General features: G+C 60.3%; 26 protein-coding genes, 2 tRNA genes and 1 pseudogene. 10 read left to right on the forward strand and 19 right to left on the reverse strand.

Annotated elements, in window-relative coordinates; translation table 11 throughout:
- Positions 1-128 precede the first annotated feature (128 nt).
- Complete coding sequence (locus tag HPT29_RS24100) at positions 129-1,817, forward strand: right-handed parallel beta-helix repeat-containing protein (protein WP_259060335.1); 1,689 nt, start codon at positions 129-131, stop codon at positions 1,815-1,817.
- A 287-nt stretch (positions 1,818-2,104) separates the two neighbouring features.
- Here the strand turns inward: HPT29_RS24100 and HPT29_RS24105 are convergent.
- Positions 2,105-2,181, reverse strand: a tRNA-Arg gene (locus HPT29_RS24105).
- Positions 2,182-2,496: 315 nt separating this feature from the next.
- Here HPT29_RS24105 and HPT29_RS24110 point away from each other — a divergent pair.
- Both HPT29_RS24110 and HPT29_RS24115 read left to right on the forward strand, forming a co-directional pair.
- On the forward strand, positions 2,497-3,111 hold the full coding sequence (locus tag HPT29_RS24110) for a helix-turn-helix domain-containing protein (protein WP_259060785.1): 615 nt from the start codon (positions 2,497-2,499) through the stop codon (positions 3,109-3,111).
- Positions 3,112-3,321: 210 nt separating this feature from the next.
- Positions 3,322-4,122: an AbiU2 domain-containing protein gene (locus HPT29_RS24115; protein WP_173945192.1), complete on the forward strand. Its 801-nt coding sequence runs from the start codon at positions 3,322-3,324 to the stop codon at positions 4,120-4,122.
- A gap of 133 nt (positions 4,123-4,255) precedes the next feature.
- Here the strand turns inward: HPT29_RS24115 and rnhA are convergent, their stop codons facing one another.
- The 3 genes and pseudogenes from rnhA to HPT29_RS29095 all read right to left on the reverse strand — a co-directional run.
- Positions 4,256-4,708: a ribonuclease HI gene (gene rnhA / locus HPT29_RS24120; protein ID WP_173945205.1), complete on the reverse strand. Its 453-nt coding sequence runs from the start codon at positions 4,706-4,708 to the stop codon at positions 4,256-4,258.
- Positions 4,709-5,127: 419 nt separating this feature from the next.
- Positions 5,128-5,790 (reverse strand): hypothetical protein, encoded by a 663-nt coding sequence (locus tag HPT29_RS24125; RefSeq protein WP_173945193.1) that lies wholly within the window; start codon positions 5,788-5,790, stop codon positions 5,128-5,130.
- A gap of 123 nt (positions 5,791-5,913) precedes the next feature.
- Positions 5,914-6,171, reverse strand: a pseudogene (locus HPT29_RS29095) (hypothetical protein); the annotation flags it as partial.
- Between HPT29_RS29095 and HPT29_RS24130 the strand changes: the two are divergent.
- Positions 6,059-6,871, forward strand: coding sequence for an IS5 family transposase (locus tag HPT29_RS24130; protein ID WP_173945194.1), 813 nt, complete (start codon positions 6,059-6,061; stop codon positions 6,869-6,871). The pseudogene HPT29_RS29095 and the gene HPT29_RS24130 overlap by 113 nt on opposite strands.
- On the opposite strand, the gene HPT29_RS24135 is transcribed toward HPT29_RS24130, so the two are convergent.
- The 7 genes from HPT29_RS24135 to HPT29_RS24165 all read right to left on the reverse strand — a co-directional run bounded on the left by HPT29_RS24135 (position 6,866) and on the right by HPT29_RS24165 (position 12,644).
- A complete protein-coding gene (locus tag HPT29_RS24135; RefSeq protein WP_173945195.1) occupies positions 6,866-7,339 on the reverse strand; it encodes a DEAD/DEAH box helicase family protein in 474 nt (157 codons plus the stop codon). The genes HPT29_RS24130 and HPT29_RS24135 overlap by 6 nt on opposite strands.
- A 1,699-nt stretch (positions 7,340-9,038) precedes the next feature.
- Entirely contained in the window at positions 9,039-9,266 is a 228-nt protein-coding gene (locus HPT29_RS24140; protein WP_173945196.1) for a hypothetical protein, read from the reverse strand.
- Between the two features lie 42 nt (positions 9,267-9,308).
- Positions 9,309-9,698, reverse strand: coding sequence for a hypothetical protein (locus tag HPT29_RS24145; RefSeq protein ID WP_173945197.1), 390 nt, complete (start codon positions 9,696-9,698; stop codon positions 9,309-9,311).
- A gap of 413 nt (positions 9,699-10,111) precedes the next feature.
- Positions 10,112-10,933: a tyrosine-type recombinase/integrase gene (locus HPT29_RS24150; RefSeq protein WP_259060339.1), complete on the reverse strand. Its 822-nt coding sequence runs from the start codon at positions 10,931-10,933 to the stop codon at positions 10,112-10,114.
- Between the two features lie 283 nt (positions 10,934-11,216).
- Positions 11,217-11,293: transfer RNA gene (locus tag HPT29_RS24155), tRNA-Arg, on the reverse strand.
- A gap of 134 nt (positions 11,294-11,427) precedes the next feature.
- Positions 11,428-12,108, reverse strand: a complete 681-nt coding sequence (locus tag HPT29_RS24160) for a TerC family protein (protein WP_173945199.1) — start codon at positions 12,106-12,108, stop codon at positions 11,428-11,430.
- Positions 12,109-12,296: 188 nt separating this feature from the next.
- A complete protein-coding gene (locus HPT29_RS24165; RefSeq protein ID WP_173945200.1) occupies positions 12,297-12,644 on the reverse strand; it encodes a hypothetical protein in 348 nt (115 codons plus the stop codon).
- Between the two features lie 217 nt (positions 12,645-12,861).
- On the opposite strand from HPT29_RS24165, the gene HPT29_RS24170 reads away from it, so the two are divergent.
- Positions 12,862-13,281, forward strand: coding sequence for a nuclear transport factor 2 family protein (locus HPT29_RS24170; RefSeq protein WP_173945201.1), 420 nt, complete (start codon positions 12,862-12,864; stop codon positions 13,279-13,281).
- Positions 13,282-13,302: 21 nt separating this feature from the next.
- On the opposite strand, the gene HPT29_RS24175 is transcribed toward HPT29_RS24170, so the two are convergent.
- From HPT29_RS24175 to HPT29_RS24195, 5 genes are all read right to left on the reverse strand, one after another.
- Positions 13,303-14,052, reverse strand: coding sequence for a pseudouridine synthase (locus HPT29_RS24175; protein ID WP_173945202.1), 750 nt, complete (start codon positions 14,050-14,052; stop codon positions 13,303-13,305).
- Positions 14,049-14,963 carry a class I SAM-dependent methyltransferase gene (locus HPT29_RS24180; protein ID WP_247654150.1) on the reverse strand — a complete coding sequence of 305 codons (915 nt, stop codon included), beginning with the start codon at positions 14,961-14,963 and terminating at the stop codon, positions 14,049-14,051. The genes HPT29_RS24175 and HPT29_RS24180 overlap by 4 nt, the downstream gene beginning before the upstream one ends.
- A gap of 61 nt (positions 14,964-15,024) precedes the next feature.
- On the reverse strand, positions 15,025-15,243 hold the full coding sequence (locus HPT29_RS24185) for a hypothetical protein (protein ID WP_173945203.1): 219 nt from the start codon (positions 15,241-15,243) through the stop codon (positions 15,025-15,027).
- A gap of 89 nt (positions 15,244-15,332) precedes the next feature.
- A complete protein-coding gene (locus HPT29_RS24190; RefSeq protein ID WP_099509679.1) occupies positions 15,333-15,542 on the reverse strand; it encodes a cold-shock protein in 210 nt (69 codons plus the stop codon).
- Between the two features lie 270 nt (positions 15,543-15,812).
- Positions 15,813-16,151, reverse strand: a complete 339-nt coding sequence (locus tag HPT29_RS24195; RefSeq protein ID WP_173946367.1) for a hypothetical protein — start codon at positions 16,149-16,151, stop codon at positions 15,813-15,815.
- Between the two features lie 234 nt (positions 16,152-16,385).
- Between HPT29_RS24195 and HPT29_RS24200 the strand changes: the two genes are divergently transcribed.
- Positions 16,386-16,670: a hypothetical protein gene (locus HPT29_RS24200; protein ID WP_173946368.1), complete on the forward strand. Its 285-nt coding sequence runs from the start codon at positions 16,386-16,388 to the stop codon at positions 16,668-16,670.
- A 6-nt stretch (positions 16,671-16,676) separates the two neighbouring features.
- Here the strand turns inward: HPT29_RS24200 and HPT29_RS24205 are convergent, their stop codons facing one another.
- Positions 16,677-17,606 carry a DMT family transporter gene (locus HPT29_RS24205; protein ID WP_173946369.1) on the reverse strand — a complete coding sequence of 310 codons (930 nt, stop codon included), beginning with the start codon at positions 17,604-17,606 and terminating at the stop codon, positions 16,677-16,679.
- 243 nt (positions 17,607-17,849) lie between these two features.
- Here HPT29_RS24205 and HPT29_RS24210 point away from each other — a divergent pair, with 243 nt between their 5' ends.
- The 4 genes from HPT29_RS24210 (at position 17,850) to HPT29_RS24225 (ending at position 21,862) form a co-directional block, all read left to right on the forward strand.
- Entirely contained in the window at positions 17,850-19,097 is a 1,248-nt protein-coding gene (locus HPT29_RS24210; protein WP_259060343.1) for an MFS transporter, read from the forward strand.
- A 268-nt stretch (positions 19,098-19,365) separates the two neighbouring features.
- On the forward strand, positions 19,366-19,698 hold the full coding sequence (locus HPT29_RS24215) for a septal ring lytic transglycosylase RlpA family protein (RefSeq protein ID WP_259060787.1): 333 nt from the start codon (positions 19,366-19,368) through the stop codon (positions 19,696-19,698).
- 168 nt (positions 19,699-19,866) lie between these two features.
- Complete coding sequence (locus tag HPT29_RS28680) at positions 19,867-20,691, forward strand: hypothetical protein (protein ID WP_173946371.1); 825 nt, start codon at positions 19,867-19,869, stop codon at positions 20,689-20,691.
- On the forward strand, positions 20,684-21,862 hold the full coding sequence (locus HPT29_RS24225; RefSeq protein WP_173946372.1) for a hypothetical protein: 1,179 nt from the start codon (positions 20,684-20,686) through the stop codon (positions 21,860-21,862). The genes HPT29_RS28680 and HPT29_RS24225 overlap by 8 nt, the downstream gene beginning before the upstream one ends.
- A 66-nt stretch (positions 21,863-21,928) precedes the next feature.
- Here HPT29_RS24225 and minE read toward each other — a convergent pair whose 3' ends face one another.
- Positions 21,929-22,192: a cell division topological specificity factor MinE gene (minE, locus tag HPT29_RS24230; RefSeq protein WP_173946373.1), complete on the reverse strand. Its 264-nt coding sequence runs from the start codon at positions 22,190-22,192 to the stop codon at positions 21,929-21,931.
- Positions 22,189-23,004 carry a septum site-determining protein MinD gene (minD, locus tag HPT29_RS24235; protein WP_173946374.1) on the reverse strand — a complete coding sequence of 272 codons (816 nt, stop codon included), beginning with the start codon at positions 23,002-23,004 and terminating at the stop codon, positions 22,189-22,191. Before minD ends, minE begins: the two co-directional genes overlap by 4 nt.
- Positions 23,005-23,018: the final 14 nt, after the last annotated feature.

The raw sequence follows: 23,018 nt of genomic DNA on the forward strand, positions 1-23,018 counted from the left end.
CATAAACAGGACACATTCTCAGATAATGTCTCCCCCGCGGATCATAAACAAGCATCAGCAACGAGTTTAGTAAATTAATACTATTCCATCCGCTTGAACAATCCTGAATGACAAGGGGAAATTCAGAGATGACGATTTATTACGTGTCGACGACTGGGTCGAACAGCGGGGCCGGCACGGCCGCGCAGCCGTTCGCCTCCCTGCAACACGCCCACAGCCTGGCCAAGCCGGGCGACACCATCTACCTGCGCGGCGGCGTCTACAAGCTCACCACCGGCCTCAAGCTCACTAACGACGGCACCGCCGCCGCCCCGATCACCATCACCAGCGCACCCGGCGAGAAGGCCGTGCTCGACGGCGCGGCCATGACCAAGGGCGGCGCCGCCGGCTACGTGCTCAGCCTCGACAGCGTGTCCTTCAACCGCGTCACCAACCTGGAGATCCGCAACGGCGCCGAAGGCGGCCTGCTGATCAAGGGCGCGTCCAACAGCAACGTCTTCGACAACCTCGACGTGCACCACAACGGCCGCCTGTCGCAGTGGGAGGGCAAGGGCGTGTCCCTGTTCGGCTCCAGCGCCAACAACCTGCTGCGCAACATCGACTCCCATCACAACCAGGACCTGAACCTCGACAACGCCGACGGCTTCCAGGTTGCCACCACGGGCAGCGGCAACGTGCTCGAGGGCACCCGCGCCTGGGCCAACTCGGATGACGGCTACGACTTCTACAACATCCAGAACGGCACCAAGGCCGGCGCTCTCAAGGTGATCAACAACTGGGCCTGGGGCAATGGCTGGACCGTGGACGGCAAGCCCGGCGGCGACGGCAACGGCTTCAAGCTCGGCGGCGTGCGCGACGGCTCCGGCTCGACCGCCGGCGCCCACGTGGTCGAGGGCAACGTGGCCTTCGGCAACAAGATGAACGGCTTTGACGAGAACGGCAGCAACGGCGGCGTGTCCAAGCTGACGCTCTACAACAACACCGCCTACAACAACGGCATCTACAACTTCTACTTCGATGCCGCGGCCGGGCACGTGTTCCGCAACAACATCTCGTACGGGACCGGCAAGCTCAAGACCACCGGCACGGCCGACCACAACTCCTGGGACCTGGGCGTGTCGCTCTCCAGCGCCGACTTCCAGTCGCTCGACAGCAGCTCCGCCGTGGCCGCCCGCGCCGCCGACGGCTCCCTGCCGCAAAGCGCCTTCCTGCACCTGGCCAGCTCCAGCGACCTCATCGACAAGGGCGTCGCCGTCAGCGGCCGCGCCTATCTCGGCGCAACCGCAGACCTCGGCGTGTTCGAATTTGGATTGGGAGGTTCTGAACCGCCCCTCACTCCCCTGTCGACCCTTACCTCGGCACCGACGTCTATGAGAGCGATTACGGGACACAACGGTAAGAACAAGCTGATTGGCACGACGGCCGTCGAAAAGATCGATGGCAAGGGCGGAAAAGATTACCTGTGGGGCAAGGGCGGCAGCGACATCCTCACGGGTGGCGCAAGCAAGGACGCCTTCATGTTCGACACGAAACTGGGCTCGGACAACGTCGATACCATCACCGACTTCAAGCCACCGGATGATCGCATCTGTCTCAACGACTCGGTTTTCACCAAGCTCGGATCGACGGGAACCCTGGCGGCCAGCAAGTTCGTGATCGGCAAGAAAGCCTTGGATTCCACCGACCGCGTTATCTACAACAGCAAGACGGGCGATCTGTCATACGATGCCGACGGCTCCGGCAGCGGCGCGGCGATCAAGTTCGCCAAACTCGACGCTCACCTGAAGATGACGGCCGCTGACTTCGTCGTCATCTAACTGTTGCTAGGCTCCCTGGTAGCCCCGGCCGTCCGGGGCTACCATCCCGCTGGCCAAGCAGGTGCACTTCATTTCAATCGCTCGTCTCGCGAAGTCGTCAGAAAATCCGAACCACAAACTCACACCACAAACTCTCTATGTCCCTGAGTGCCGTAATGGGCCCGCTAAAGCATCGGACCCATTCGGGAGCCGAATCCAATGAATGAAACGGCCTCGCTCACCCACCGATTGCTTGCGCGAAGCAATCAGAACGGCGTGTCTTCTATAACTATGTCATCGAGAATGAATGGCGCACCCGACACGATTCGAACGTGTGACCTTTGCCTTCGGAGGGCAACGCTCTATCCAGCTGAGCTACGGGTGCTTGAGGCGCTGGGCCTGACAAACAGTCAGTAAATCCAATCAGTTACGCTACCTAACCTAGCAGCCTTCCTGAGCTTAGCAAGGATTTTAAAGCTCTCTGTTCAACTCCGTTTGTCACACTCACTGTGACAACCACTGTGACAAGCCGAGACCTTCCCCACGGGTACGGGGGAAACCAGCTGAGCACGGGTTGAGCGATAGGCTCACAGGTTTTTGCAATAAAATTATCAATGCTCTGCCGTCTCACGCCCCGTGCGCTAGACATAAGCTCGGCTCGGCTGCACGATTTGAGCAAAGGCTGCTGGGGGCATAAGTGGTGTTAGATCAGATAGAGAATGACCCTTTGGCCTTGCAGGCAATAGCTCGTAGGCTGCGCCATCTGCGGGAGAGGCTAGGTTATACTCGGGCCAAGGACTGGTGTGAGTATATAGGCATGGGTCAGCAGTCTTGGAGTAACTTTGAAAATGCACGCCGACGCATCTCACTTGATGAGGCACTTAAGCTCGTCGCTCTTACTGAGGTTAGCCTAGACTGGATCTATCTTGGTAAGCATGACCCTGGTCTCACATTTGAGGTTCCAGAGGAGGTAGCCGCCAGACCGGCGGAAGGTATTGGCCTCGGCGTCAGGATCAAAGCGGGACGGAAGAAGATCGGCATGACTGGGGCGGCACTGGCCTCGGCGCTTGGTGTCACCCGTCAGGCTGTAAATAGTTGGGAGGTTGGCACAACTGCTCCGTCTCCTGAGCTGCTTCCAGAGGTGTGCCGACTGCTTGGCATAGATGAAGATGAGGTAGCTGCGGCGGTCGCCTCCGAGCCACGGCGACTCAAGTTGACAGTACAACGTGTGCTTGATGAGGCACGCAATCAGATCGCTCAAATTTCGGGAGCGTCTTATGAGGCGATCAGGTTAAAGCTAGAGATAACCTCTTGATCTGATGCCTAAGGGGGGAACATGGCTGCACATGGGTTGAGCGATAGACTCAGAGATTTTTGTAACAATCAAACATATTCAGTTCGCTTGTGATAGATCCATTGCTGCGGTCTGCTGTGAGGTTCGTTTGAGAACCTATCAGAGTGTTCGGCAACCGGTTGAGTTTGCCCTATCGCGCCATTAGCTTAGCAGCAAAGCAAAGGCCAAGGCATGTCCAACGGTGAGCCTAGAGACTTTAATCATCTAACGGCGGAGGAGCGTTTTTTTGTAGCTCAGAACCGCCTCGCATCAACCTCTGGACTAATGGTGGAGGTGATCCGTCTTAACGAGCAGAAGCAAGCTCTGTGGGCGTCAGAAGCGATCCGGAACATGATCGGAGAAACCCACAATGAGCCGGTCGGACCTCCGGACACGCTTATACTCACGGTAATAAATTACGAGATTGTCCAAGTATGCCGCCTCTGGGACAAATTCGATGCACACGGTTTTGGGCTTCCAACAATAGCGGCGCTTTTGAATGCGGATGACGTTTTGCCCCTCATCCAACGGAGACTGGAAGCGCAATCTCTGTTGAGGAACAGTAATGGAGCGGGCTTTGGTATCTTGGGACAGCTGGGTAGTCTTACCGAAGAAAGCTCTACGCAAGAACAGCGCCAGGGTCCTGACGTAAAGGAGCTGATGGAAAGCGCAGAGCAAGCCATAAAAGACGTTGCGCGGGTCGCTGAGTTACCGGCGATGCAGCGCCTTCGGAACTATCGTGACAAGAATATTGCGCATCCAATCTATCGAACGCGAGCCGAGATTAGCAAAAGATTACAAGGCAAGGAGAAAGGAATCGGGGACGTTGCGACCGCAGATTTGAATAGTGTTATAGATCGCACAGTCTCTATCATGACAACTTTGGAGAGAGCCATTCTCCCAAATCCGCATGACTACGAAGTGCGGCGGAGTGAAGTGCGTGATGAGGCGCGAGGGTTCTATTCCAGAATTTCATATACACCTCGTTCTTAAGGCACGGATGAAACTGACCAAGGCAAAATTGGCTAAGGCCGTAACAATTCAATAAAATACCTAAACAAACCCACAGATCAGCAAACCCTCTCAGTTGCTGTGAGGAGCTTCCGAGAGGGTCATGTGTCAGCCCTTAGCGTACCGCTCCAGCAAACCCAATCGCCATAGCAGCCATATGAGCCTCAGCATTGGCAAGCGCATCAACTCGCTCGTTCTGCTCATGTCCAGCATGGCCTTTGACCCATTGCCAATTGATCTTCCGGCCTTGGATCAGCCTGTCTATCTCTAGCCAGAGTTCCTGGTTTAACACAGGCTTACCATCAGCCTTACGCCAACCCTTAGCTTTCCATCCGCGAAGCCATTGGGTCGCGCCTTTGATAACGTACTGGCTATCACTGTGGATAATGATCGGAGTCGAGCGAGGAACAGCTTCAAGCGCTTTGATAGCAGCAAGCATTTCCATCTTGTTATTTGTCGTTGCCGTGTCTCGGCCCACAATAATCTGCTCGTCCCCTGCAATAGTGACAACGGCTGCATAGCCTCCTGGTCCAGGATTTCCAAGGCAAGCGCCATCAGTGAAGACAATGGCGTGTTCAGTAGTCTCTTGGTCATGTGATTTTCGATCATTTAGTGAAGGCGGCTATAAGCATCGGAAGGCGTTAAGATCGTCTGATAAGCGACGGCGTTCACAGTGAGCTTCCTGTCTTTCCGTCAAGCCATCAGATTTTACAGCCAAGGTTAACCTATGGTTAGCGTTGCGTGTCTTACGCTTTGGGCGAGACAGTGGAAAGGCTCACGATGCGTACTCTCAAAAACTCACTGGTCCTGCTCCTATCGGCCTCAGTGCTTGGCCCGTTCTTCATCATGTCAGCGTATGCAACTACGATTCTGGCTTCGGCCTTTGTTGGTCGGTAGGTGCGGCCGAGCGGTCTGAGAGTATCGGACCAAACCCATAAGGCGGATAACTCTCTCAGTCGCATGTTGCAGCGTCCGAGAGGGTAGATGTTAAGCAGCTAGCTTCTGATCCAATTCAATCAGCTCTTGAACGCTTGCGGTGTTAAGCCATTTGATAAACAGGCTCCTCATACGTTCTGATGGGATAAACACCTTGATTGGCAGATCATCTCTGATCTGACTCCGCCATATCCATTGGATCATCTCAGACAGGGCATGAAGCTCCTCATAGACAGCGATCCCCCTATCCTCAAAGTAGCCTTTGATCATCGGGTTGTGGAACAGGTTGCAGAGGTAGGCGAGTGACTTCTTATGCCTGTAGTCATTCGTTGCCTTAGCGTTGTTCGGTATCCAGCCCTTAGCGTAACGAGCGCCCTTAAGAGTCTTCCTGACCTTACTGTAGGCGGTCCAAGCATTGTCGTTAGCGGGTGTCTGAGCAGTTATCTTAAACCAATGCTCAGCAGACTTTTTAATCCGCTCTAGCCTATCAGGATCATCCTTGAGCAGCTTGTCGTACCATCCTGAGGACATGGGGTTTTCACGCCCCTTGGGCTTGCCTCTATCATTGGCTGGACCTTCATAGACAGTGATCAGTTTCCTCAGTCTATCCTTAATCTCAGTCTCATCTGAATGATCTTCCCAGGAGACAAGCTGACCAGCCCTCAGAGTCATCATCTCAAAGTCCAAGCTCTCAGCTCTGAGGTAAGCTGACATTGGAGAGCCATGAAACATATAGGTGAGGACGTAAACCTGATTGAAGCACTTGAGGAAGTCAGTCGGGAACTCCCAGATCAGTGCTGTGTCACGATAGAGGACGAGATTGCCGTTATCACATAGGTCACGAATGGTGTTGAACCTGCCTGAGTAGCGAGGGTAGTCCCTATGGTTCCACTTGAGACGCTTAGAGCCCGTCCCGAAAAGGGTTGAGTGGCCGAGGCCGCTATGATTCCAAGAGGGTGCTGATGCCTGACTTGGAACCGCAATGTGGACCCCGACCACCCGGCGGCAGTATAGCCGCGACGGCTTGCGATACGAAACCGATTTGACCGATGCCGAGTGGGCGCTGATCGCGCCGCTCCTGCCTGCGCCCCGCACCCGCGGACGACCCCGGCGCTGGCCGGCTCGTGAGATCCTCAATGGTATCTTCTATGTCCTGCGCGGCGGCATTGCCTGGCGGCTGTTGCCCTCTGATCTGCCGCCCAAGAGCACCGTCTTCCGCTGGTTCAGCTTCTGGCGCGACACGGGCCTGTTCGAGACCCTCAACCATCTGCTGGTTATGGTTGATCGCGAGCGGGTCGGCCGAGAGGCCTCGCCCACCGCCGCCGTGCTCGACAGCCAGAGTGTGAAGACGACCGAGAGCGGCGGACCACGAGGCTATGATGCCGGCAAAAAGGTCAAAGGCCGCAAGCGCCAGGTGATGGTCGACACTGACGGGCGCGGTCTGATCCTGGAGCCGCAGCCGGCTGATGTGCAGGACCGGGATGGGGCCTGTGTGGTCCTGCGCCTGTCACGACGCGCGTTCCCGTTCATCGTCACAGCGTTTGCCGACAGCGGCTATGCCGGCGAGGCTCCCACCCAAGCGACCTCGATTATCATCGAGATCGTCAAGAAGCCGCCTGATCAGGTAGGGTTCGCGGTGCATCCACGCCGCTGGGTTGTTGAACGCTTCTTCGCGTGGATCAGCCGCAACCGCCGGCTCTGGAAGGATCCTGAGGCGACGCTCACGTCGGCCCGAGCATTCCTTTACGCTGCTTCCGTCATGCTCCTCGTCCGCCGCTTGGGACGGTGTTCATGATTTACGGGACGGACTCTTAGTGTCTGGGTCTGCATAGACGAGATGATCTTGAAGTAGGAGCTTCCTGTCTGACGCCGTTAGACCATCAAACATAGTCACACAGTCCAGAACCTCATCAATGATCAGGGTGTAGTTCTGCTGACTGAGCTTCTCGTAAATGTCTCTGGTGAGGAGGCGGAAGAGAGCATGAGTCGTACAGATGTTAGCCCCTTCCTCAATCAGCGTAGACAGATGGTGGAGCTTACGACCCTCTACAGGCTGAGGGTCTTTGAAGTTCAGGTTATGGCAAGCCTTACTAATCCTATCAACCTCAGACAGTAGCGGAGCGACATAGAGGAAGCGAGGAGCCTGATAATCAGGATTGAGAAAGGACTGACCTAAAGACTCCTCATGGGTCTTGTTGATCATGTTGATCATAAAGGTTGTCTTTCCCGACCCCATGATGGAGTCGATGATTGTGATAGTCATTATTGTTCCTAAGGAATGAGAGTAGGCTGTTGTTTCAAGACGCAGCTCTACTGGAAACCGACCACTCACTAGTGATCAGTCTGATTGTTGAGGATGGTGTCGAGGTTGAAGCTAAGGAATGGGTCTAAACCCGCTTCTTCTCTGCTTCTCTCTCTAAGGATGCGCTGCCTAACCTGCTGAAAAGTAAGTAACTTATTGAAGAGAGTCCAAGTTTGAGATTGCAAAATCTGGACTGCTCGTTAAGCGGGTTGCGATCTCTCAAACATTGAGCGAACCGTAAGGCAGAGACGTTTTACTTTGTGGAAGGGAGAATTGCGTCCCTGAGCTGTCCCTAGAGCTAGCCTGTCTTCGGGTTGCCATTAATGGTGGCGGTATTGTGTCTCTGGGCTTTCCACTGAGTGTCAGAGCAGTCATGCAAGTGTGCGAAGCGCTTTGCTCTATGGGAGGTACAATTCTTTGAGCTGAGTTGAAGGCTGATGTTCCGTCTGTTGATCCGATTGGAGAGGCGCTCTTGCTTAATGACGGCGGTAATTCACCCGCTGAGCTTTGCCCTCGGCCTCACGGTGATCTTACAAGCAGTCTGCGTGCGAGGCGCGTTGCTTGGTCGTAGGTACAACTCACTGAGCTGAGCTAACCGCTAATGTCCCGCTCATGAGGTAAGAGCTGAAAACGCTTTGCTTTATGGGAGACACAATTCTTTAGGCTGAGCGTCGGGCTAATCTTACAGCCCTAAAGCGGAGCGGAAAATGCTTTGTTTAATGGGTGGAACAATCCTCAGGCGGTGCGGCCAGACCCTCCGTCCAGCTCAGGGATGAGCACGAGCGACGTTGTCTTTATGGGCGACAGAAAGCCCCCTGGGTCCCACACCCACCCTTCCGGGTGTTCAGCAGCAGAACGGCGCTTTGCTTAATGGGAGGAGAAATACCGTAAGCTCAGTTTAAACCTTAGCGTTGAAGGTCAGACACAGCCTCCGAGCCTTGTTATAGCCGAGTTTGCTACTTACTTATCAGCTATGAAAACCCTGCTCCTCTTCATCGGAACGGTTCTCCGTAGCCGCATCATCCAGCGTAAGGGGCTAGGGGCAATCCCAGCCATCTATAAGCTTATCCTACACTGGTGGTCCTGGACTCCGCCTCAGCCAGAACCTCAAGTCTCCGCTGGGTCTGTACATCAGGAGCAGTCATCAGGCGTCATTGCTGCTGAAGCGCCCTTTCCTTGGGGTTAGATGACGACGGGGCGGCCATTCAGCAGAAGAAGAGAGCGCCCAGCTGGGTCTGAAGCCTAATCCTCGCGACCTCATTGTGACGCCACATATCGCGGATTGCTTCGGCTATGACTGTCTGACTTTCCCGCTCAAGCTTCTCCGCCGCAGCCGCAAGAAGCTGGGACTCCGTTTCCCGTAAGTCCAATTCCCGTTTCAATTCCCGATAGTACGAAGCTTTAGCGATCTCAGACATTGCAGCTCCCATCCTGTCGGTAACAGCATGAGTGGTGAATGTTTCCACCTGTGCCTTAGCAAGATTTAGAAGAGCAAAGAGGGACCAAACTCAGGGGTGCAGAGTTGTCTCTCTGCCCAGGCGTTCCTTCCTGTGCACCGCCTCGGCAGATCGATGTTGCCTTCATGGTCCTCTGAGAGAGCCCCAAGTTTCCCCGCTTGGGGTTCTTTCTTTTAGCGGTAGGAGGACAGGGGCTGCCGCAGTCAGCAACCGATACAGATGCTTCGACCAAGCTTGTCCAATCTGCGCTGACGAGCCTTCTCGATATCTTCGGCCTTCTTACGCGCTGCCGCTTGCGCATCACCCTCTTGGCTGGTGCGCACTTGAGAGGAAGAGGCTTCTGGGCGGTTCGTTTGAGGCTTCCAGTCCTGTGCAACTGTGGGATGGGAGATTGCAAGCAATCCGAAGACGGTGGTTGCCAAAGTGCGCATCAATCTCCCCTCCTGAGGTCACGCTATCTGCTACAGCAGAGCTTAGTGCTTCTCTGCCGATTGAGTGGGTTGAAGAATAAACCGTTCTGTCAGGAAGTTAACGACCTGGATGACCTGATCACGTGGGAGGGTGAAACCCACTGGTCCAAACTTGGGGTGATAAAATGCTAGCAAACCCCCTGCTGGCGGCGACGCTTTGATATACCATCTTGCATTGGCAACCGTGCTGATTGTGACTTCCTCATTCTCAAAGTCAGGGAGTGATTGCCCTTCGACCATCTTGCTTCTTGCGGTTCCAAGTTCGCGGATCAGTTGATCAAGCTCGTCAAATGTGAGCACCAGCTGCAAGGGTGGCTGTTCAAGAGGCGCAATCTTGATTGCTGTTGCCGTCCTGTCGTGAGCGACTCCGATTGTCATTTCAACATCCGGCATGGTCTTAGCCCCGTCAGGTTCCTGGGCCTTAATCTGCTCTGCATCGACGGCTTTTTGATGCCCCGCTGCAAGGTCAAAACTAATCCACAGTCATCCACAGTCGAACTAGAATGTTCTTCATTTGTTCTCATTCCGTGGTACTCTTAACGGTATGTTTCGGGAGAACAAACGTGAGATTGCCTCGCCTGTCTCTACGTATCTGGAAGTTGTTGGATGCTCATGCTGAAGGACCATTGGCGGTCGGAGCCTTGGTTTTGATTGTGTTGGCGCTCCTAGTAGCAAAGTATCTTGCCAATCCGTGAGCTAAGAGGGAACCAGCATCAGGCTTGACCGTTGGCCTCATGAACTTCACTGGTTCCCTCTGGTTAGACTCTGAGCCTGACGGTCCTTCCATCAGGCTCTTTTTCTTTTGATTAGCCAGCCGTCGCCTTGGCTAACTTCTCAGCGACCCTTTCGGGCCTCAAGTGAGTGTAGCGGCTCAGCATCCGTGGATCACGATGCCCACTGATCAGAGCAACCTCAGGCACAGTCAGACCATACTCAAAGAAACGAGATACAGCCTCATGCCTCAGGTCATGCAGCCGTAAATCCTCAAGACCAGCTCTCTTTCTCAGCCGTTCCCATGCAAGGCGAACAGCGTTGGGCGTTACGGGGAATACCCGCTCATCCTTCCTCTCCAACAAGGTCAATATCTTAACCGCCTTAGGAGTGAGCGGGATTGTGCGAGGATGGCCATTCTTGGTCTTGAGGATGCGGATGGTCGGAGCAGTCATATCAACGTCCTTCCACCGGATAGAGAGGAGTTCACCTCGTCGCATACCCGTTTCAATAGCGAGGGCGATCAAGGGGCGGAGATACCAAGCGGAGTTTGCACTTATCGCCTCAGCCAAGCGAGTATCATCGCCATCCTCAAGACGACGCTCTCTCGGCTTTGAGTCGCTCGGCAGCTTTATCTGACGGACAGGGTTGAGACGAATGGGGATGCTCCACTCGGTCATTGCCACTTCAAAGACATGACGAAGCACCACCAGCTCACGGCGCACCGAAGCTGGTTTGACGGCTTTCAGTCGGTCGTCACGATAGCGGGATGCTGCTGCTCCCGACAGGTTATGGAGGCCAACATCAGCGATGCTGTGGCCGAGAAGCTGGCGCAACCGAGATTGTTCAGACCTTGCCCCACGTTTTTTGGGAGTGACTTCCTGCCCATACCTTCTGAGCAGGTCAGCAACGGTCATTCCCCTGAACTCCTTGATGGACGAGGGAAGCTCAGCGCGGTCTATTTGCCGCTCCTTATCTCGTGCCCATTCAGCGGCATCAGCTCTGGTTGAGAAGGATTTGGTTAAAGGCGGGAAGCCCTCCCTTCGTACTTGGACTTGCCAGGAAGAGCCTCTCTTGCGGATGGTCGCCATTCGTCGTTTTCCGTTCAGCTGTGACAGGGCTGTGACGGATTGGACTTCTGTGCTGTTTGAGAGGCTTGGCCCTTGTGCTTGAAACCCTTGCTCTGCAAGAGTTTAGCAGTGGCGCACCCGACACGATTCGAACGTGTGACCTTTGCCTTCGGAGGGCAACGCTCTATCCAGCTGAGCTACGGGTGCTTGAGGCGCTGGGCCTGTTTCTTCCCTAGCCGATAACGGCCCGGAGGGCAACCTCTGCCGGCAGGGCAGTTGCAGCCGTCCCGAGGCAGGGACGGCCGCGAAGTCAGAATCCGGACGATCTAGCCTACGTGGCTTCAGGTCTCGTCAGCGGCTGCCCGCTGCCGGGAGAAATAGCCGAGAGCGAGCACCAGGGCGGCTCCCACGATGGCGGTGGGGATCTCGGCCTTGTGGCTGAGTTCCTGACCGAGACGTTCGATCAGCCACGGATCCGAGATCAGCATCTCTCCGGCCACCCAGCCCAGCAGGGCCGCGCCGGCCCAGACGAGAAGGGGCAGCCGGTCCAGAAGGGCCATGATAAGGGCCGCACCCGCCACGATAAGCGGGATGGAAATGGCGAGGCCGATGGCGAGAAGGGCTGTGGAATCCTGCGCCACCGCGGCAATCGCCAGGACGTTGTCGAGGCTCATGACAGCATCGGCGACCACCACGGTCCAGACCGCATGCCAGAGACGGTCGGTCTCCTTGACGCCACCTTCGTCATCGTCCCCGTTCAGGAGCTTCACGGCGATCCAGAGAAGGAGGAGGCCTCCGACGATTTTCAGGAACGGCGTCGCAAGGAGCGCCGCGACCAGGACCGTGAAGATAATCCGAAGGCCGACCGCGACGCCGGCACCCAGGATCATGCCGATCCGGCGTTTGTCTTCCGGCAGACCGCGGCAGGCGAGAGCAATGACCACGGCATTGTCGCCGGACAGGATGACGTTGATCCAGATGATGCCGAGGAGTTTGAGAACTTGGGGGAAAAGGGCTTCCATGACAGGGAACTTGTATGACGGTCGAGATCAGCGGCAACGGAGGTTCGCCCGCTGACCGGCGATGGTCGATGCAGGGGCGAAATTACGGTTGAAAGCCGTTCTCGAGGAACAGGAGGAGCGCCATTTCAGGCGCATGACGCAATCGACCGGAACCATTCGGACTAGCTTCCGGACAAGCCAGGCTGCGATCAAAGGGAAGGTGGACCGGTCGCGCGCAGAGATCCGAGAAGGTTGAAGTTGATGAACTGCCAGCGATCGATGGCAGCTCCCGGCCCTTGGCCGTTCATCAGGACGAGGCAGGCCACACCTGCAGACACGAAAGCCTCTAAGGTGCCGTCGCCGTCACTCCATTCCTCCGGACCATTCTCCCGCTCCGTCTCTCCGCTGTCGGACCAATCGATCAGCAGAAGAGCTTTCTCGAGCTGAAGGGGAAAAGGGGTCTCCGCACCCGCATGGTTGATCGCCGGCAGCCACGCCAGGAAAATCAGTCCGAGCAAGGCCTGCACGATGGCGAAAGAGATGCGAGGTCGGGCCAATGCTCTGTCCATCCGAGCGAACGGTACCCCAAGGTGGGGAACCTCTCTCCCTAACCCGACCGGAGGCCTCAGAGCAACCGAAGCGGGCGCATATGAGGTCCGCTTAGCGCCGGTCACGCTTGGGCTCCACCTGAAGAGACATTGCGCAGGCAGCAGATCCTGCCTCACCATGTCGCTCGGGCGACTCGCTCAAGGTTGCTTTCCATAGGAGAGCTCAATGGCAGCCCCGAATGACCATGTTTCCCTTCTTCGCCAAGCCTATGCCCGATGGGTGGAGACCAGCGGCCGCGACTGCGAATGCTGGATGAACATCATTGCCGATGATGTCACCCTCGGCTCCCTGGCGGAGGGTTCGCCGCAAGTGCCCTTCACGGCCCGCCGGACCAGCAAGGCGGGCGTGCGTGCCTATCTTGAGGACCTCATGCGCGACTGGGAGATGATCTCCCACGCCATGGACGAGTTCATCGCCCAGAACGATCGCGTGGCCGTGGTGGGACGGGTGGTCTGGCGCCACAAGGGAACGGGCAAGGTGGCAGACACCCGGAAGGTCGACATCTGGCGGTTCCATAACGGCAAGGCGGTCGATTTCGAGGAATACTATGACACCGCCGGGCTCATCGCCGCGGCGACATCGTAGGCGGGCCGAACGGACCCGTCCTCAATTGCCTGCGGGCCGGGGCAGCACCTGGGCGAGATCGGCCTCGCCGAGCAGGCGGTACTGTCCTGGCTCCAAGTCATCCGGGAGGGTCAGGCCGCCGATCCGATCACGGTGCAGGGCCATGACGTGGTTTCCGAGAGCGGCGAACATGCGCCGGACCTGATGGTAGCGGCCTTCCGTCAGAATCAGGTAGGCGCTGGTGCTGGAGATCACCTCCAGGCCGGCCGGCAGGAGGGGCTTGTCCTCGTTCTCGAGCATCAGGGTCCCGGCCGAGAAGATCTCCGCCTCGTCGCCTCGCAGTGGACGGTCAAGCGTGACGCGGTAGCGCTTGGAGATGTTTGCCCGGGGCGAGATGATCCGGTGCAGCAGGGTACCGTCGTCGGTCATGAGCAGAAGCCCCGACGTGTCCTTGTCGAGCCGTCCGATCGTCGAGATGGCCGGGTCGCGCCGGCGCCAGCGGTCCGGCAGGAGGCCATAGACCAGGGGACCGGCCTCCTTGTGCGAGCAGGTGACGCCCAGAGGCTTGTGCAGCATCAGCGCCAGGCCGGGGGGCGGGTCGAGCGGCTTGCCCCGGATGCGCATCCGCTCCGAGAGGTCGCGCGTCACGGCGATGCGCTGATCGGAATCCTCGATCTCAATCCCGTCCAGGGTGACCAGCCCTGCATCGACCAGTGACTGGACCTCGCGGCGCGAGCCATAGCCCATATTGGCCAGAAGCCTGTCGAGGCGCAGCGTCGGAACCTTGCTCATCTGACGGCCTCGTAGATCTTGTAGCCGTTCGCCTCGACCTTCGGCGCCACGCGCTTGAACAGGCTTTTCAAGACGGCCTCGTAGGGGAGATGCCGGTTGGCGACAAGCCAGAGAACCCCGCCCGGCCGGAGAGCCTCCGCGGCCCGGCGGATGAAAGCCTGTCCGAGGCTTTGATCCTCAACGCCGCCATCGTGGAACGGCGGATTCATCACCACGAAATCAAGGCCGTTCAGGTCGATGCCGCTGCGGATATCGGTCCAGCGAACCTCAGCCCGCGGATCCTCGACGTTGCGCCGGGCCATATCGACGGCGCGACGGTCGATGTCGATCAGGGTCAGGCGTTCGACCTTGGGGGAGGCCAGGACGGTTCGGGCGAGAGTGCCGATGCCACAGCCGAAATCTGCCCCCCGCCCGTTCAGAACCGGCAGGGTCTGCTCCAGGAGGACGCTGCCGGGATCAGGGCGGTTCCAGCTGAAGACACCGGGCCATGTCCAGAGACCCAAGGTTTCGTCGACCCGGGGGCTGCCCTCCGCCAGAGCATCCTCGAGCCCCGGCGGATGCGCGGGCCCTGTGCCAGTGCAGATGCGGTGATGGCGACGAGACGTCTCGGCCACGTCGCAGCCGAAACCCTTGAGTTCCTTGCCGATCCGCGAACCGCCTTTGTCCTTGGGCGCAAGAACCGTCAGGGACCCGCCGGGCGCAAGCGCCCGCAGGGCCAGGGCGACGGTGTAGCGTCGTTCCACCGTTCCAGGTGGGGCCAGCACGATCAAGCGATCGAGAGAGCCCTCGTCCTGTTGCTCCAGTCGCTCGGAACCGGGGATCAGGGGCGAGAACTGGATGGCCCCTGCCGGGACCTCGGCCAGTTCGGCCGGAGGCGTCCCATAGACGCCGCTTGGTTTCGTGTCTTGCAAGGTAGCTGAGTCCACGCTGAACGCCGGCGTTCTTAATATGCCGCGATCTGGAAGGTAAGACTCAATGACTGTGCCCGGCCTGCTTTGTCCCGACAGCGCGGATTTCCGATTCTCCGACCGCACGCTGGGTGCCGCTCAGGGTGTCACGGATCCTATAGCCCAGCTCGCCCGCGCTGTTCTCGGGCATCAGGCGAACGATCTCATAGGTCCCGCTCGTGCGATCGGCGAAATGGGCTGCAGCGGCATGAACCAGTTGGCCCATCGAATATTTATGACCCACGGGAGACTCCTTCAGAAGAAAAAGCAAAAAGCCGCCCTCGAGGGGCGGCTTCGGGAGGCGGCCCGGAGGCCAAGCCTGTTCAACCGACATTAGGCCGTTTGAATGTTGTTGACGGCGACTTTGCCGGAGCGGCGGTCCTCGGCGGTGTCGAAGGAGACCTTCTGGCCCTCGCGCAGGCCGCGGATGCCGGCGCGCTCAAGCGCGGTGGCGTGGACGAACACGTCCTTGCTGCCGTCGTCCGGCTGGATGAAGCCGAAGCCCTTCTGGTCGTTGTAGAACTTCACGGTGCCCGTAATCATGGGGGGTATCCTTGGTAAGGCTGATATGCACGTGAGCCAGCGTCGTGCAGCCGCACGAGCGCGCGCTCGGTTCGTCGATGTTTGGAAGAGTGTCTGAACGTGCGCCTGGAATGCCAAGGCGTAACGGCCCGATTGTCCGGCCAAATGTCGATAACGGTTATCTAGGGTCTCCTTGCGGCGAATACAAGGCGGGATTTCCGAAAACCCGCCACCCGCTCCGGCAGAGCCCGGACCAGGATGGTCCCAATAGGATCTGTCGGTGCGTTCCTGTCAGTACTTCAGCCGCAGGGCCTGAACGCTCCCGCCACCATCGGCGCAGGCGATCCGGGCGCGCGGGCACGCGGAGACATAGGCCGGCGTGGGGCAGTAGGTCTGCATGAAGCTCTCGTCGATGGCGCAGGTCACGTGCACCCGGTAGTAACCCTGCGGGCCGCTCGGCGCATCGTGCAGCACGGAATAGCCGAGCCCTTGGTCGGCGAGCCGTGCGATCGCGCGGCCAGACTGAAGCCGGCTGGTCTCGAACCGTGTGGTCGTCCTCACATCCGCCGCCTGGGCCGCCGACCCGATCAGACCGGTTGCCAAGGCGATCCCCATCAAAAGCCGCGTCATGCTGCGCCTCACTCCCGTTGTAAGAGCCGGCCGTGCCGAACCAGCCATGCCGTTACGGCACTACCTTCCTTGAGATAACTGCAAAGCTGCCCTTCCGGATCCATCGCACGCCTCTGCACGAAGGATTAACCACACCCCTGCCCCGTGCCCGCGGTCTGCGGGACTTTAAGCAACCGGTAGGATCTTGTGCCGGATAAACGCTGCCAGTTGTAAGCGTGAACTGTCCAGGATCCCATGCACCACATCCATCTCGCTGAGGGTATGCGGCTTCGTTTTCCGGCGCGCAGCGCCGATTTCGACCAGGGTGTCGAGATCGGAATCGTCGCGGCATTGATGAGCCAGGATCTGACGGAATTCACCCGCAGGATCTCCAACGACAACCTGGGTCAGGTGCGTGCCCTGGTTGAGCAGTTCGGCTACCGGCTCGTCGAGGGCCCGGCGGATGCGGAATTTGTGGAGCTCAACTTCTACAGCCGCACAGCCCGCCCACGTCTGCGCGTCGTGCATTCGGGAACCTGAGGCGCGTCAGGCTGAAAATCTCTTCTGCATGGCGCGGACGCGCTCCCTGTAAGCCGTGTAGAAGCCGCTCACGGCAATGAGACCGGCCCCGGCGACGGTCCAGGAATCCGGCAGCGATCCGAAGACCAGATAGCCGAGCGTGCCGGCCCAGATCAGCTGGACATAGGAAAACGGCGCGATCAGCGACGCGTTGCCCTGGCGATAGGCCAGAACCACGAATCCGTGGCCGATCGCGAACAGGACGCCCATGCACAGGCCGAGCGCGATCTCGGTTCCATTCGGTGTCACCCAATGGAAGGGCATGAGCGCGCTCAGAACGAGGCTGCCGACCGAGGCCGAATAGGCGAGCGTCGTCAGGGCCTGGTCGCCGGTGATCTTGCGGGTCACCACGGCGCCGACGGCCCAGCTCGATGCACTGATGATCGGCAGGAAGGCCGCGGGCTGGAAGGTGCCCGCGCCGGGACGCACCACGATCATGACCCCGATCAGGCCGATTGCCGCTGCGCTCCAGCGCCGCCAGCCGACGGACTCGCCGAGGAACAGCACGGAGAGCGCCATGATCAGGATCGGCGAGACGAAGAAGATCGCGGTCGCATCAGCCACGGGCAGATGGGGCAGGCTCTGGATGAACATGATGGACGAGCCCACCATGCCCAAACCTCTGAGCACCTGAAGGCTCGGCCGCTGCGAGCGCAGCAGGGCGGGGCCGCCTTTCATCAGCACGACAGGGATGATGACGAGCGCGAAGGTGACATAGCGCATCCAGGCCACTTCCGGCGGCGGCAGGGTGGAAGCGAGCTGCTTCGTGATGACGTCAGCCACGGAAAACACGATCGTAGAGGCGATCAGGAACAGGATCCCCCGCAACGGAGAGGCCGACGCGCCGGAGGGCACAGGCGGAGCCGGGTTCTTCCGGGCGACGGGGGCGGAGGTCATGAAGGACTCAAAAAATGAGGCTCGCGCGGCGACGCAACGAGCCTGAAGGTCTCAAGTTTGGAGGATATGGATTTACATAGAATACTGTTTTTACGCGCCGAGAAGTGCAAACTCGGCACATAGTCCATGCTTTCAGCGAATGGACCGATCAGTCGACGGACTTACTCTTGCGCTCTAAGCATGGAAGCCCCGAACCGGCCTTGGTCTTTGGATCGCCTGTCGAGACCTGTCCATGGAGCAGGCATGCGGAATGAATATAGGCAGGAGCAGATGCCGGAGACACCGAGCCGTCTGGTGAGAGGGACCTCCGCCTTTCGCCAGTTGAATCTCGCCCTGTTCGCCGCCGGCTTCTCGACCTTTGCCATCTTGTACTGCGTTCAGCCCCTGCTGCCGGAGTTTTCGCAGGAGTTCCATGTCAGCGCCGCCATCAGCAGCCTGTCCCTGTCGCTCTCGACCGGCCTCCTCGCCGTGGCCATGCTGGCGGCCGGATCCCTGTCTGACGTCTGGGGGCGCAAGCCCGTCATGGTGGCGTCCCTTTTCGCCTCGGCAGTTCTGACTCTTCTCTCGGCCGCCGCCCCGAACTGGACCAGCCTGCTCTTCGCCCGCATGCTGATCGGTGTCACCCTGAGCGGCCTTCCGGCCGTCGCCATGGCCTATGTGAGCGAGGAGGTGGATCCGAAATCCATCGGCCTCGCCATGGGGCTCTTCATCGGCGGCAACGCGGTAGGCGGCATGGCGGGACGGATCATCAGCGGCCTGCTGACGGATCTCGGCTCCTGGCGGCTCGCCATCGGCCTGATCGGAGCCGTGGGGCTCGCATCGGCGGTCGCGGCCTGGCGGAGCCTGCCGGCTTCAGCCCACTTCCAACCCCGCCCAGCCCGTCCGGCAGAGCTGCTGGGCTCCTTCAGGGAACACCTGCGCGATCCCGGCCTGCGGGCCCTGTTTGCGGAGGCTTTCCTCCTCATGGGCGGGTTCGTGACGATCTACAACTATCTCGGCTATCGCCTGACGGAGGCGCCCTATTCCCTGAGCCAGACCGCCATCGGGGCGATCTTCTCCGCCTATCTGATCGGAACCTTAAGCTCCGCCTGGATCGGCGAGCTGGCGGGACGGTTGGGGCGACGGCGCGTCCTATGGGCCATGATCGCGATCATGCTCGCCGGCGTGGCGCTGACGCTCTTCCATCCTCTGGCGCTCATCCTGGCCGGGGTCGTGGCCGTCACCTTCGGGTTCTTCGGCGCGCATTCCATCGCGAGCAGCTGGGTGGGAAACCGGGCTCTGAGCGGGAAGGCTCAGGCCTCCGCCCTGTATCTGTTCTGCTACTACCTAGGCTCCAGCGCCGTCGGCACCCTGGGCGGCGTGTTCTGGATTCATGGCGGCTGGTCCGGCGTCGCGGCCCTGGTGACCCTTCTGCTCGCAGTGGCCCTTGGTCTTGCCCTCTGGCTCATGACTCTTCCGCCGCGCAAAGCTGGGCCGGACCCATCCCAGTAAGCAAGCATGCGCGACCAAGCAATCGCGCGAGAGAGTGTTTGAGTTCAATTTGACGCTCGATTTGATCGCTACACTATCATCATAGATCAATTGCATAGTGGACTCTGATACTGAGGCTATACATCCGATATGGCGGATGATTATAGCGTCTTAATGTTGCCCTATTAGCCTTCATTTTGCACCCCATCGATAACAATCAAGGGAATGCATTGTGGATCAACGTAAGGTGACGCTCGCACTCGCCAGTCTTTTCATCTCCGGATCGACGATCGTCTTGACTCCTGCCGCTCATGCGGAGCCTGACACATCGTCCAGCAAGGTCATCCAGAGCGGCCGCGCCTCCTGGTACGGACCGGGCTTCCACGGCCGGCGCACCGCGAGCGGCGAAACCTTCAACACCAACGATCTGACCGCCGCCCACCGCACCCTGCCCTTCGGCACGAAGGTCCGGGTCGTGAACCGGAAGACTGGCAAATCCGTGGTGGTTCGTATCAATGATCGTGGTCCCTATGCCCATGGCCGCGTCATCGACCTGTCAAAAGCCTCCGCGCAGGCGATTGGGATCTCCGGGGTCGGATCCGTCGACGTCGCCCAGCTCTGACGGCGGTTCCGAAGCCAGCCGTTTTTTCATCACCGAATCATCGTCAAACTGAGCCTTTACGAGCGCCCGGGCAGGAACCTTCCTGTCCGGGCGCCTCATGGAACCGAGAAGCCTTCGGGTCGCTTTTCCCCGGTCACCTTTTTTGAACACGAGGCCTATTGGAAACGCATGAAGATCGGTCGGCCGCTGACATCGATCACTGCCCTCCTGGCGTTGCTGACGGCCGCGGCCCCCATGGCTGCGGCGCAGACAGGACGGACCTGGGTCGATCCCCCGGCTGAGGGCACGGCCTCCCCGCCGCCCTCCCCGCCCGCGAGCCCGGCACCGGCCGCCCCCGTGCCGGCCGCCCCGGCGCCGGCCCCGCAGGCCGCGACACCGCCCCCCGCACCTCTTCCCGCCCCTGCGGCTCCGCCGACCCGATCGGCACAGCCTCAGGATCCGGTCGCCCGGCCCGACGCGCCGGCTGTCCGGCAGGCCGAGCCGCCGCCTGCGGCAGCCCCGTCGGCTCCCGCCGTGACGGCGCGGCCGCAGAAGGACCCGGATGCCGACAAGCGCGGCGACCGCGAGTCCGTGGCGAGAAACTTCGCGATCGATTATCTCCAGTCCTGGTCGGCCTCGAACGACGTCGCGCTGGAAGCCACGGCGGCCTTCTATGCGCCCCGGATCCTCTTCCATGGCCGCGAAGTGACCATGCAGAGGCTCTTCAACGAGAAGCGGCGCTTCGTGCGGCGCTGGCCCGAGCGCGACTATCGTCCGCGCCCGGACGGGATCGGAACCGTGTGCAACCCGGCCGGCGAGGTCTGCACGGTGCATGCGGTGTTCGATTTCACCGCCTCGTCGCCCAAGCGGCGGCGCATCTCGCAGGGCACCGGCGCCCTTCAGCTCATCGTTCAGTTCATCGGCGACAAGCCGGTTATCGTGGCCGAGCACAGCACGCTGCTCGGCCAGGACCGCCGCCGAAATCGTGCCCCGGAGGGCGCCTCGCATGAATGACGACACCATGACCCACGATCCGAAGGCGGATCCGCGCCGCAACTGGGCCCGCATGCGCGACAGGATGCGCGAGACCATCCACGCGGAGCTCGACCGGTTTCACCCCACCGACGACGCCCGCCGCGCGCTCGAGCTGATCATCGAATCCTCCGTGCGCCCGTCCGAGGTGGACGGGGTGCTCAAGCTCACCATCATCGACCACGAGGGCCGGCCGCGCACGATCGAGAAGGACGGGCGGAATGCGGAGTTCACGCTGCACGACCTGATGGACGAACTGCGCCTGAAATATCCGGTGCTGTTCCGGCCGGCGAAGCGCGACGAGGCCTCGATCGCAGACGGGAGCGAACCGCCCCGGCCGCGCGAGAAGCCGAAGCGCGATTGGATGAGCCTCGACCCCGGCTCGCCTCCGCGGCCGGCGGCCGAACCGGCCCCGCCACCGGAGGAGGCAGTCGTGCCGCCGGTGCGGCAGGAGGCCGCCGCTGACGAACGAGGCCCGAGGCTGCCGGCCGCGGAATGGCCGCGCAGCTCGCCCGAGGCGTCCAAGGCCGCGGTCGCGCGCGACCGCAGCGCCGGGAACCCGGTGGAACACCATCCGGTCCCGATGGCCGAGGAGCACGAGCGCACGGTCTTCGGCGACATGCGCACCCGCTCCTGGAAGCGCCCGGCCCTCGCGCTCAGCGCGGCGGCCGTCCTCGCGCTCGTGGGCGTCGGCGCCGTCTTGTTCCGGGGCGACGAGGCGCCTGCCCCTCAGTCCAGCACGGGCGCGCCGGCCGCGGCCACCGCCGCAGCGGCCAGTCCCATCCGGGAACCGGAGCCTTCGAGCACGGGCTCGACCGGCTCCGCGGGGGCGCTGCGCGGGGTGCCGGACGTGATCGACACGGCGACCCTGTCCCTGAACGGTGAGGTGGTGCGCCTGTTCGGAGTGGAATGGGCGCCAGGCGCCGGCAAGCCCGAAGACCTGACCCAGTATCTCAACGGCCGCGAAGTGGCCTGCGATCAGGTGGCCGGAAACGACGTCTACCGGTGCCAGGTCGGCGGACAGGATCTGTCCCGCGTGGTGCTGTTCAACGGCGGCGGGCGGCCCACCGACGATGCGACTCCGGACCTCAAGGCCGCGGCCGAGAAGGCCCGCGAAGCGAAGATCGGCGTCTGGGGCAAGCAGCAGCCGTAAGAGCGGCAACCAAAACGAAAGCGGCCCCCGCGCAGGCAGGGGCCGCTTGGCTGAGGCTCATGGATTTCAGGCGCCCGCCGGGGCCGGCGCCGGAATCTCGATCTCGATCTCGAGGGTCGAGATGTCGGAATCGCGGTTCATCTTCACCTGAACGTTGTCCTGCTCGACCATGACATGGCGGCGGACGACGGCCAGGATCTCTTCCCGCAGCTGCGCCACGAGATCGGGCTTGCCGCCGACGACGCCGCGCTCATGCGCGAGCAGGATCTGCAATCGCTCCCGCGCGACGGGCGCCGAGGTGCGCCGGTTGAAGAAGCTCAAAAGGCTCATGCAGCCCTCCGTCCGAACAACTTGCCGAACAACCCCTTCTTGTCGGTCGGGATGGTCAGCTCGACGGTCTCGCCCTTGAGGCGGCGCACGGCGTCGAAATAGGCCCGGCCCGGCGCGCTGGCCGGATTGTTCAGGGTCACCGGCGAGCCGACATTCGAGGCGCGCAGCACCTCCTCGCTCTCGGGGATGATGCCGATCAGCGGGATCGACAGGATCTCCAGCACGTCCTCGACCTTCAGCATCTCGCCGCGCTCGGCGCGGGCCGGATCGTAGCGGGTGAGCAGCAGGTGCTTCTCGATGCGCCCGCCCTTCTCGGCCAGCTCCGTCTTGGAATCGAGCAGGCCGATGATGCGGTCGGAGTCGCGGACCGAGGAGACCTCCGGGTTCGTCACGACCACCGCGACATCCGCATGGCGCATGGCCATGGTGGCGCCGCGCTCGATGCCCGCCGGGCTGTCGCAGATGATCCAGTCGAACTTTTCGCGCAGTTCGTTCAGCACCCGGGCCACGCCCTCTTCCGTGAGCGCATCCTTGTCGCGGGTCTGCGAGGCGGGCAGCAGGGAGAGGTTCTCCATGCGCTTGTCGCGGATGAGCGCCTGGTTGAGCTTCGCGTCGCCCTGCACCACGTTGATGAGGTCGAACACCACGCGGCGCTCGGCCCCCATGACGAGGTCCAGGTTGCGCAGGCCGACGTCGAAGTCGATGACCACGACCTTCTCGCCGCCATGCGCCAGCGCCGCGCCCAGCGCCGCCGAAGACGTTGTCTTGCCAACGCCACCCTTGCCGGAAGTTACGACCAAAACTTTGGCCATTGTCGCCCTCTTTC

This window comes from Microvirga terrae (genome assembly GCF_013307435.2).
GTDB lineage: Bacteria > Pseudomonadota > Alphaproteobacteria > Rhizobiales > Beijerinckiaceae > Microvirga > Microvirga terrae.

Bases quoted from the DNA above. Each gene is read 5' to 3' on its own strand.
- HPT29_RS24100 (WP_259060335.1), top strand. From the start codon at position 129: ATGACGATTTATTACGTGTCGACGACTGGGTCGAACAGCGGGGCCGGC.
- HPT29_RS24115 (WP_173945192.1), top strand. From the start codon at position 3,322: ATGTCCAACGGTGAGCCTAGAGACTTTAATCATCTAACGGCGGAGGAG.
- HPT29_RS24125 (WP_173945193.1), bottom strand. From the start codon at position 5,790: ATGTCAGCTTACCTCAGAGCTGAGAGCTTGGACTTTGAGATGATGACT.
- HPT29_RS24130 (WP_173945194.1), top strand. From the start codon at position 6,059: ATGTGGACCCCGACCACCCGGCGGCAGTATAGCCGCGACGGCTTGCGA.
- HPT29_RS24135 (WP_173945195.1), bottom strand. From the start codon at position 7,339: ATGACTATCACAATCATCGACTCCATCATGGGGTCGGGAAAGACAACC.
- HPT29_RS24140 (WP_173945196.1), bottom strand. From the start codon at position 9,266: ATGCGCACTTTGGCAACCACCGTCTTCGGATTGCTTGCAATCTCCCAT.
- HPT29_RS24145 (WP_173945197.1), bottom strand. From the start codon at position 9,698: ATGCCGGATGTTGAAATGACAATCGGAGTCGCTCACGACAGGACGGCA.
- HPT29_RS24150 (WP_259060339.1), bottom strand. From the start codon at position 10,933: ATGACCGTTGCTGACCTGCTCAGAAGGTATGGGCAGGAAGTCACTCCC.
- HPT29_RS24160 (WP_173945199.1), bottom strand. From the start codon at position 12,108: ATGGAAGCCCTTTTCCCCCAAGTTCTCAAACTCCTCGGCATCATCTGG.
- HPT29_RS24170 (WP_173945201.1), top strand. From the start codon at position 12,862: ATGGCAGCCCCGAATGACCATGTTTCCCTTCTTCGCCAAGCCTATGCC.
- HPT29_RS24175 (WP_173945202.1), bottom strand. From the start codon at position 14,052: ATGAGCAAGGTTCCGACGCTGCGCCTCGACAGGCTTCTGGCCAATATG.
- HPT29_RS24190 (WP_099509679.1), bottom strand. From the start codon at position 15,542: ATGATTACGGGCACCGTGAAGTTCTACAACGACCAGAAGGGCTTCGGC.
- HPT29_RS24195 (WP_173946367.1), bottom strand. From the start codon at position 16,151: ATGACGCGGCTTTTGATGGGGATCGCCTTGGCAACCGGTCTGATCGGG.
- HPT29_RS24200 (WP_173946368.1), top strand. From the start codon at position 16,386: ATGCACCACATCCATCTCGCTGAGGGTATGCGGCTTCGTTTTCCGGCG.
- HPT29_RS24205 (WP_173946369.1), bottom strand. From the start codon at position 17,606: ATGACCTCCGCCCCCGTCGCCCGGAAGAACCCGGCTCCGCCTGTGCCC.
- HPT29_RS24210 (WP_259060343.1), top strand. From the start codon at position 17,850: ATGCGGAATGAATATAGGCAGGAGCAGATGCCGGAGACACCGAGCCGT.
- HPT29_RS28680 (WP_173946371.1), top strand. From the start codon at position 19,867: ATGAAGATCGGTCGGCCGCTGACATCGATCACTGCCCTCCTGGCGTTG.
- HPT29_RS24225 (WP_173946372.1), top strand. From the start codon at position 20,684: ATGAATGACGACACCATGACCCACGATCCGAAGGCGGATCCGCGCCGC.
- minE (WP_173946373.1), bottom strand. From the start codon at position 22,192: ATGAGCCTTTTGAGCTTCTTCAACCGGCGCACCTCGGCGCCCGTCGCG.
- minD (WP_173946374.1), bottom strand. From the start codon at position 23,004: ATGGCCAAAGTTTTGGTCGTAACTTCCGGCAAGGGTGGCGTTGGCAAG.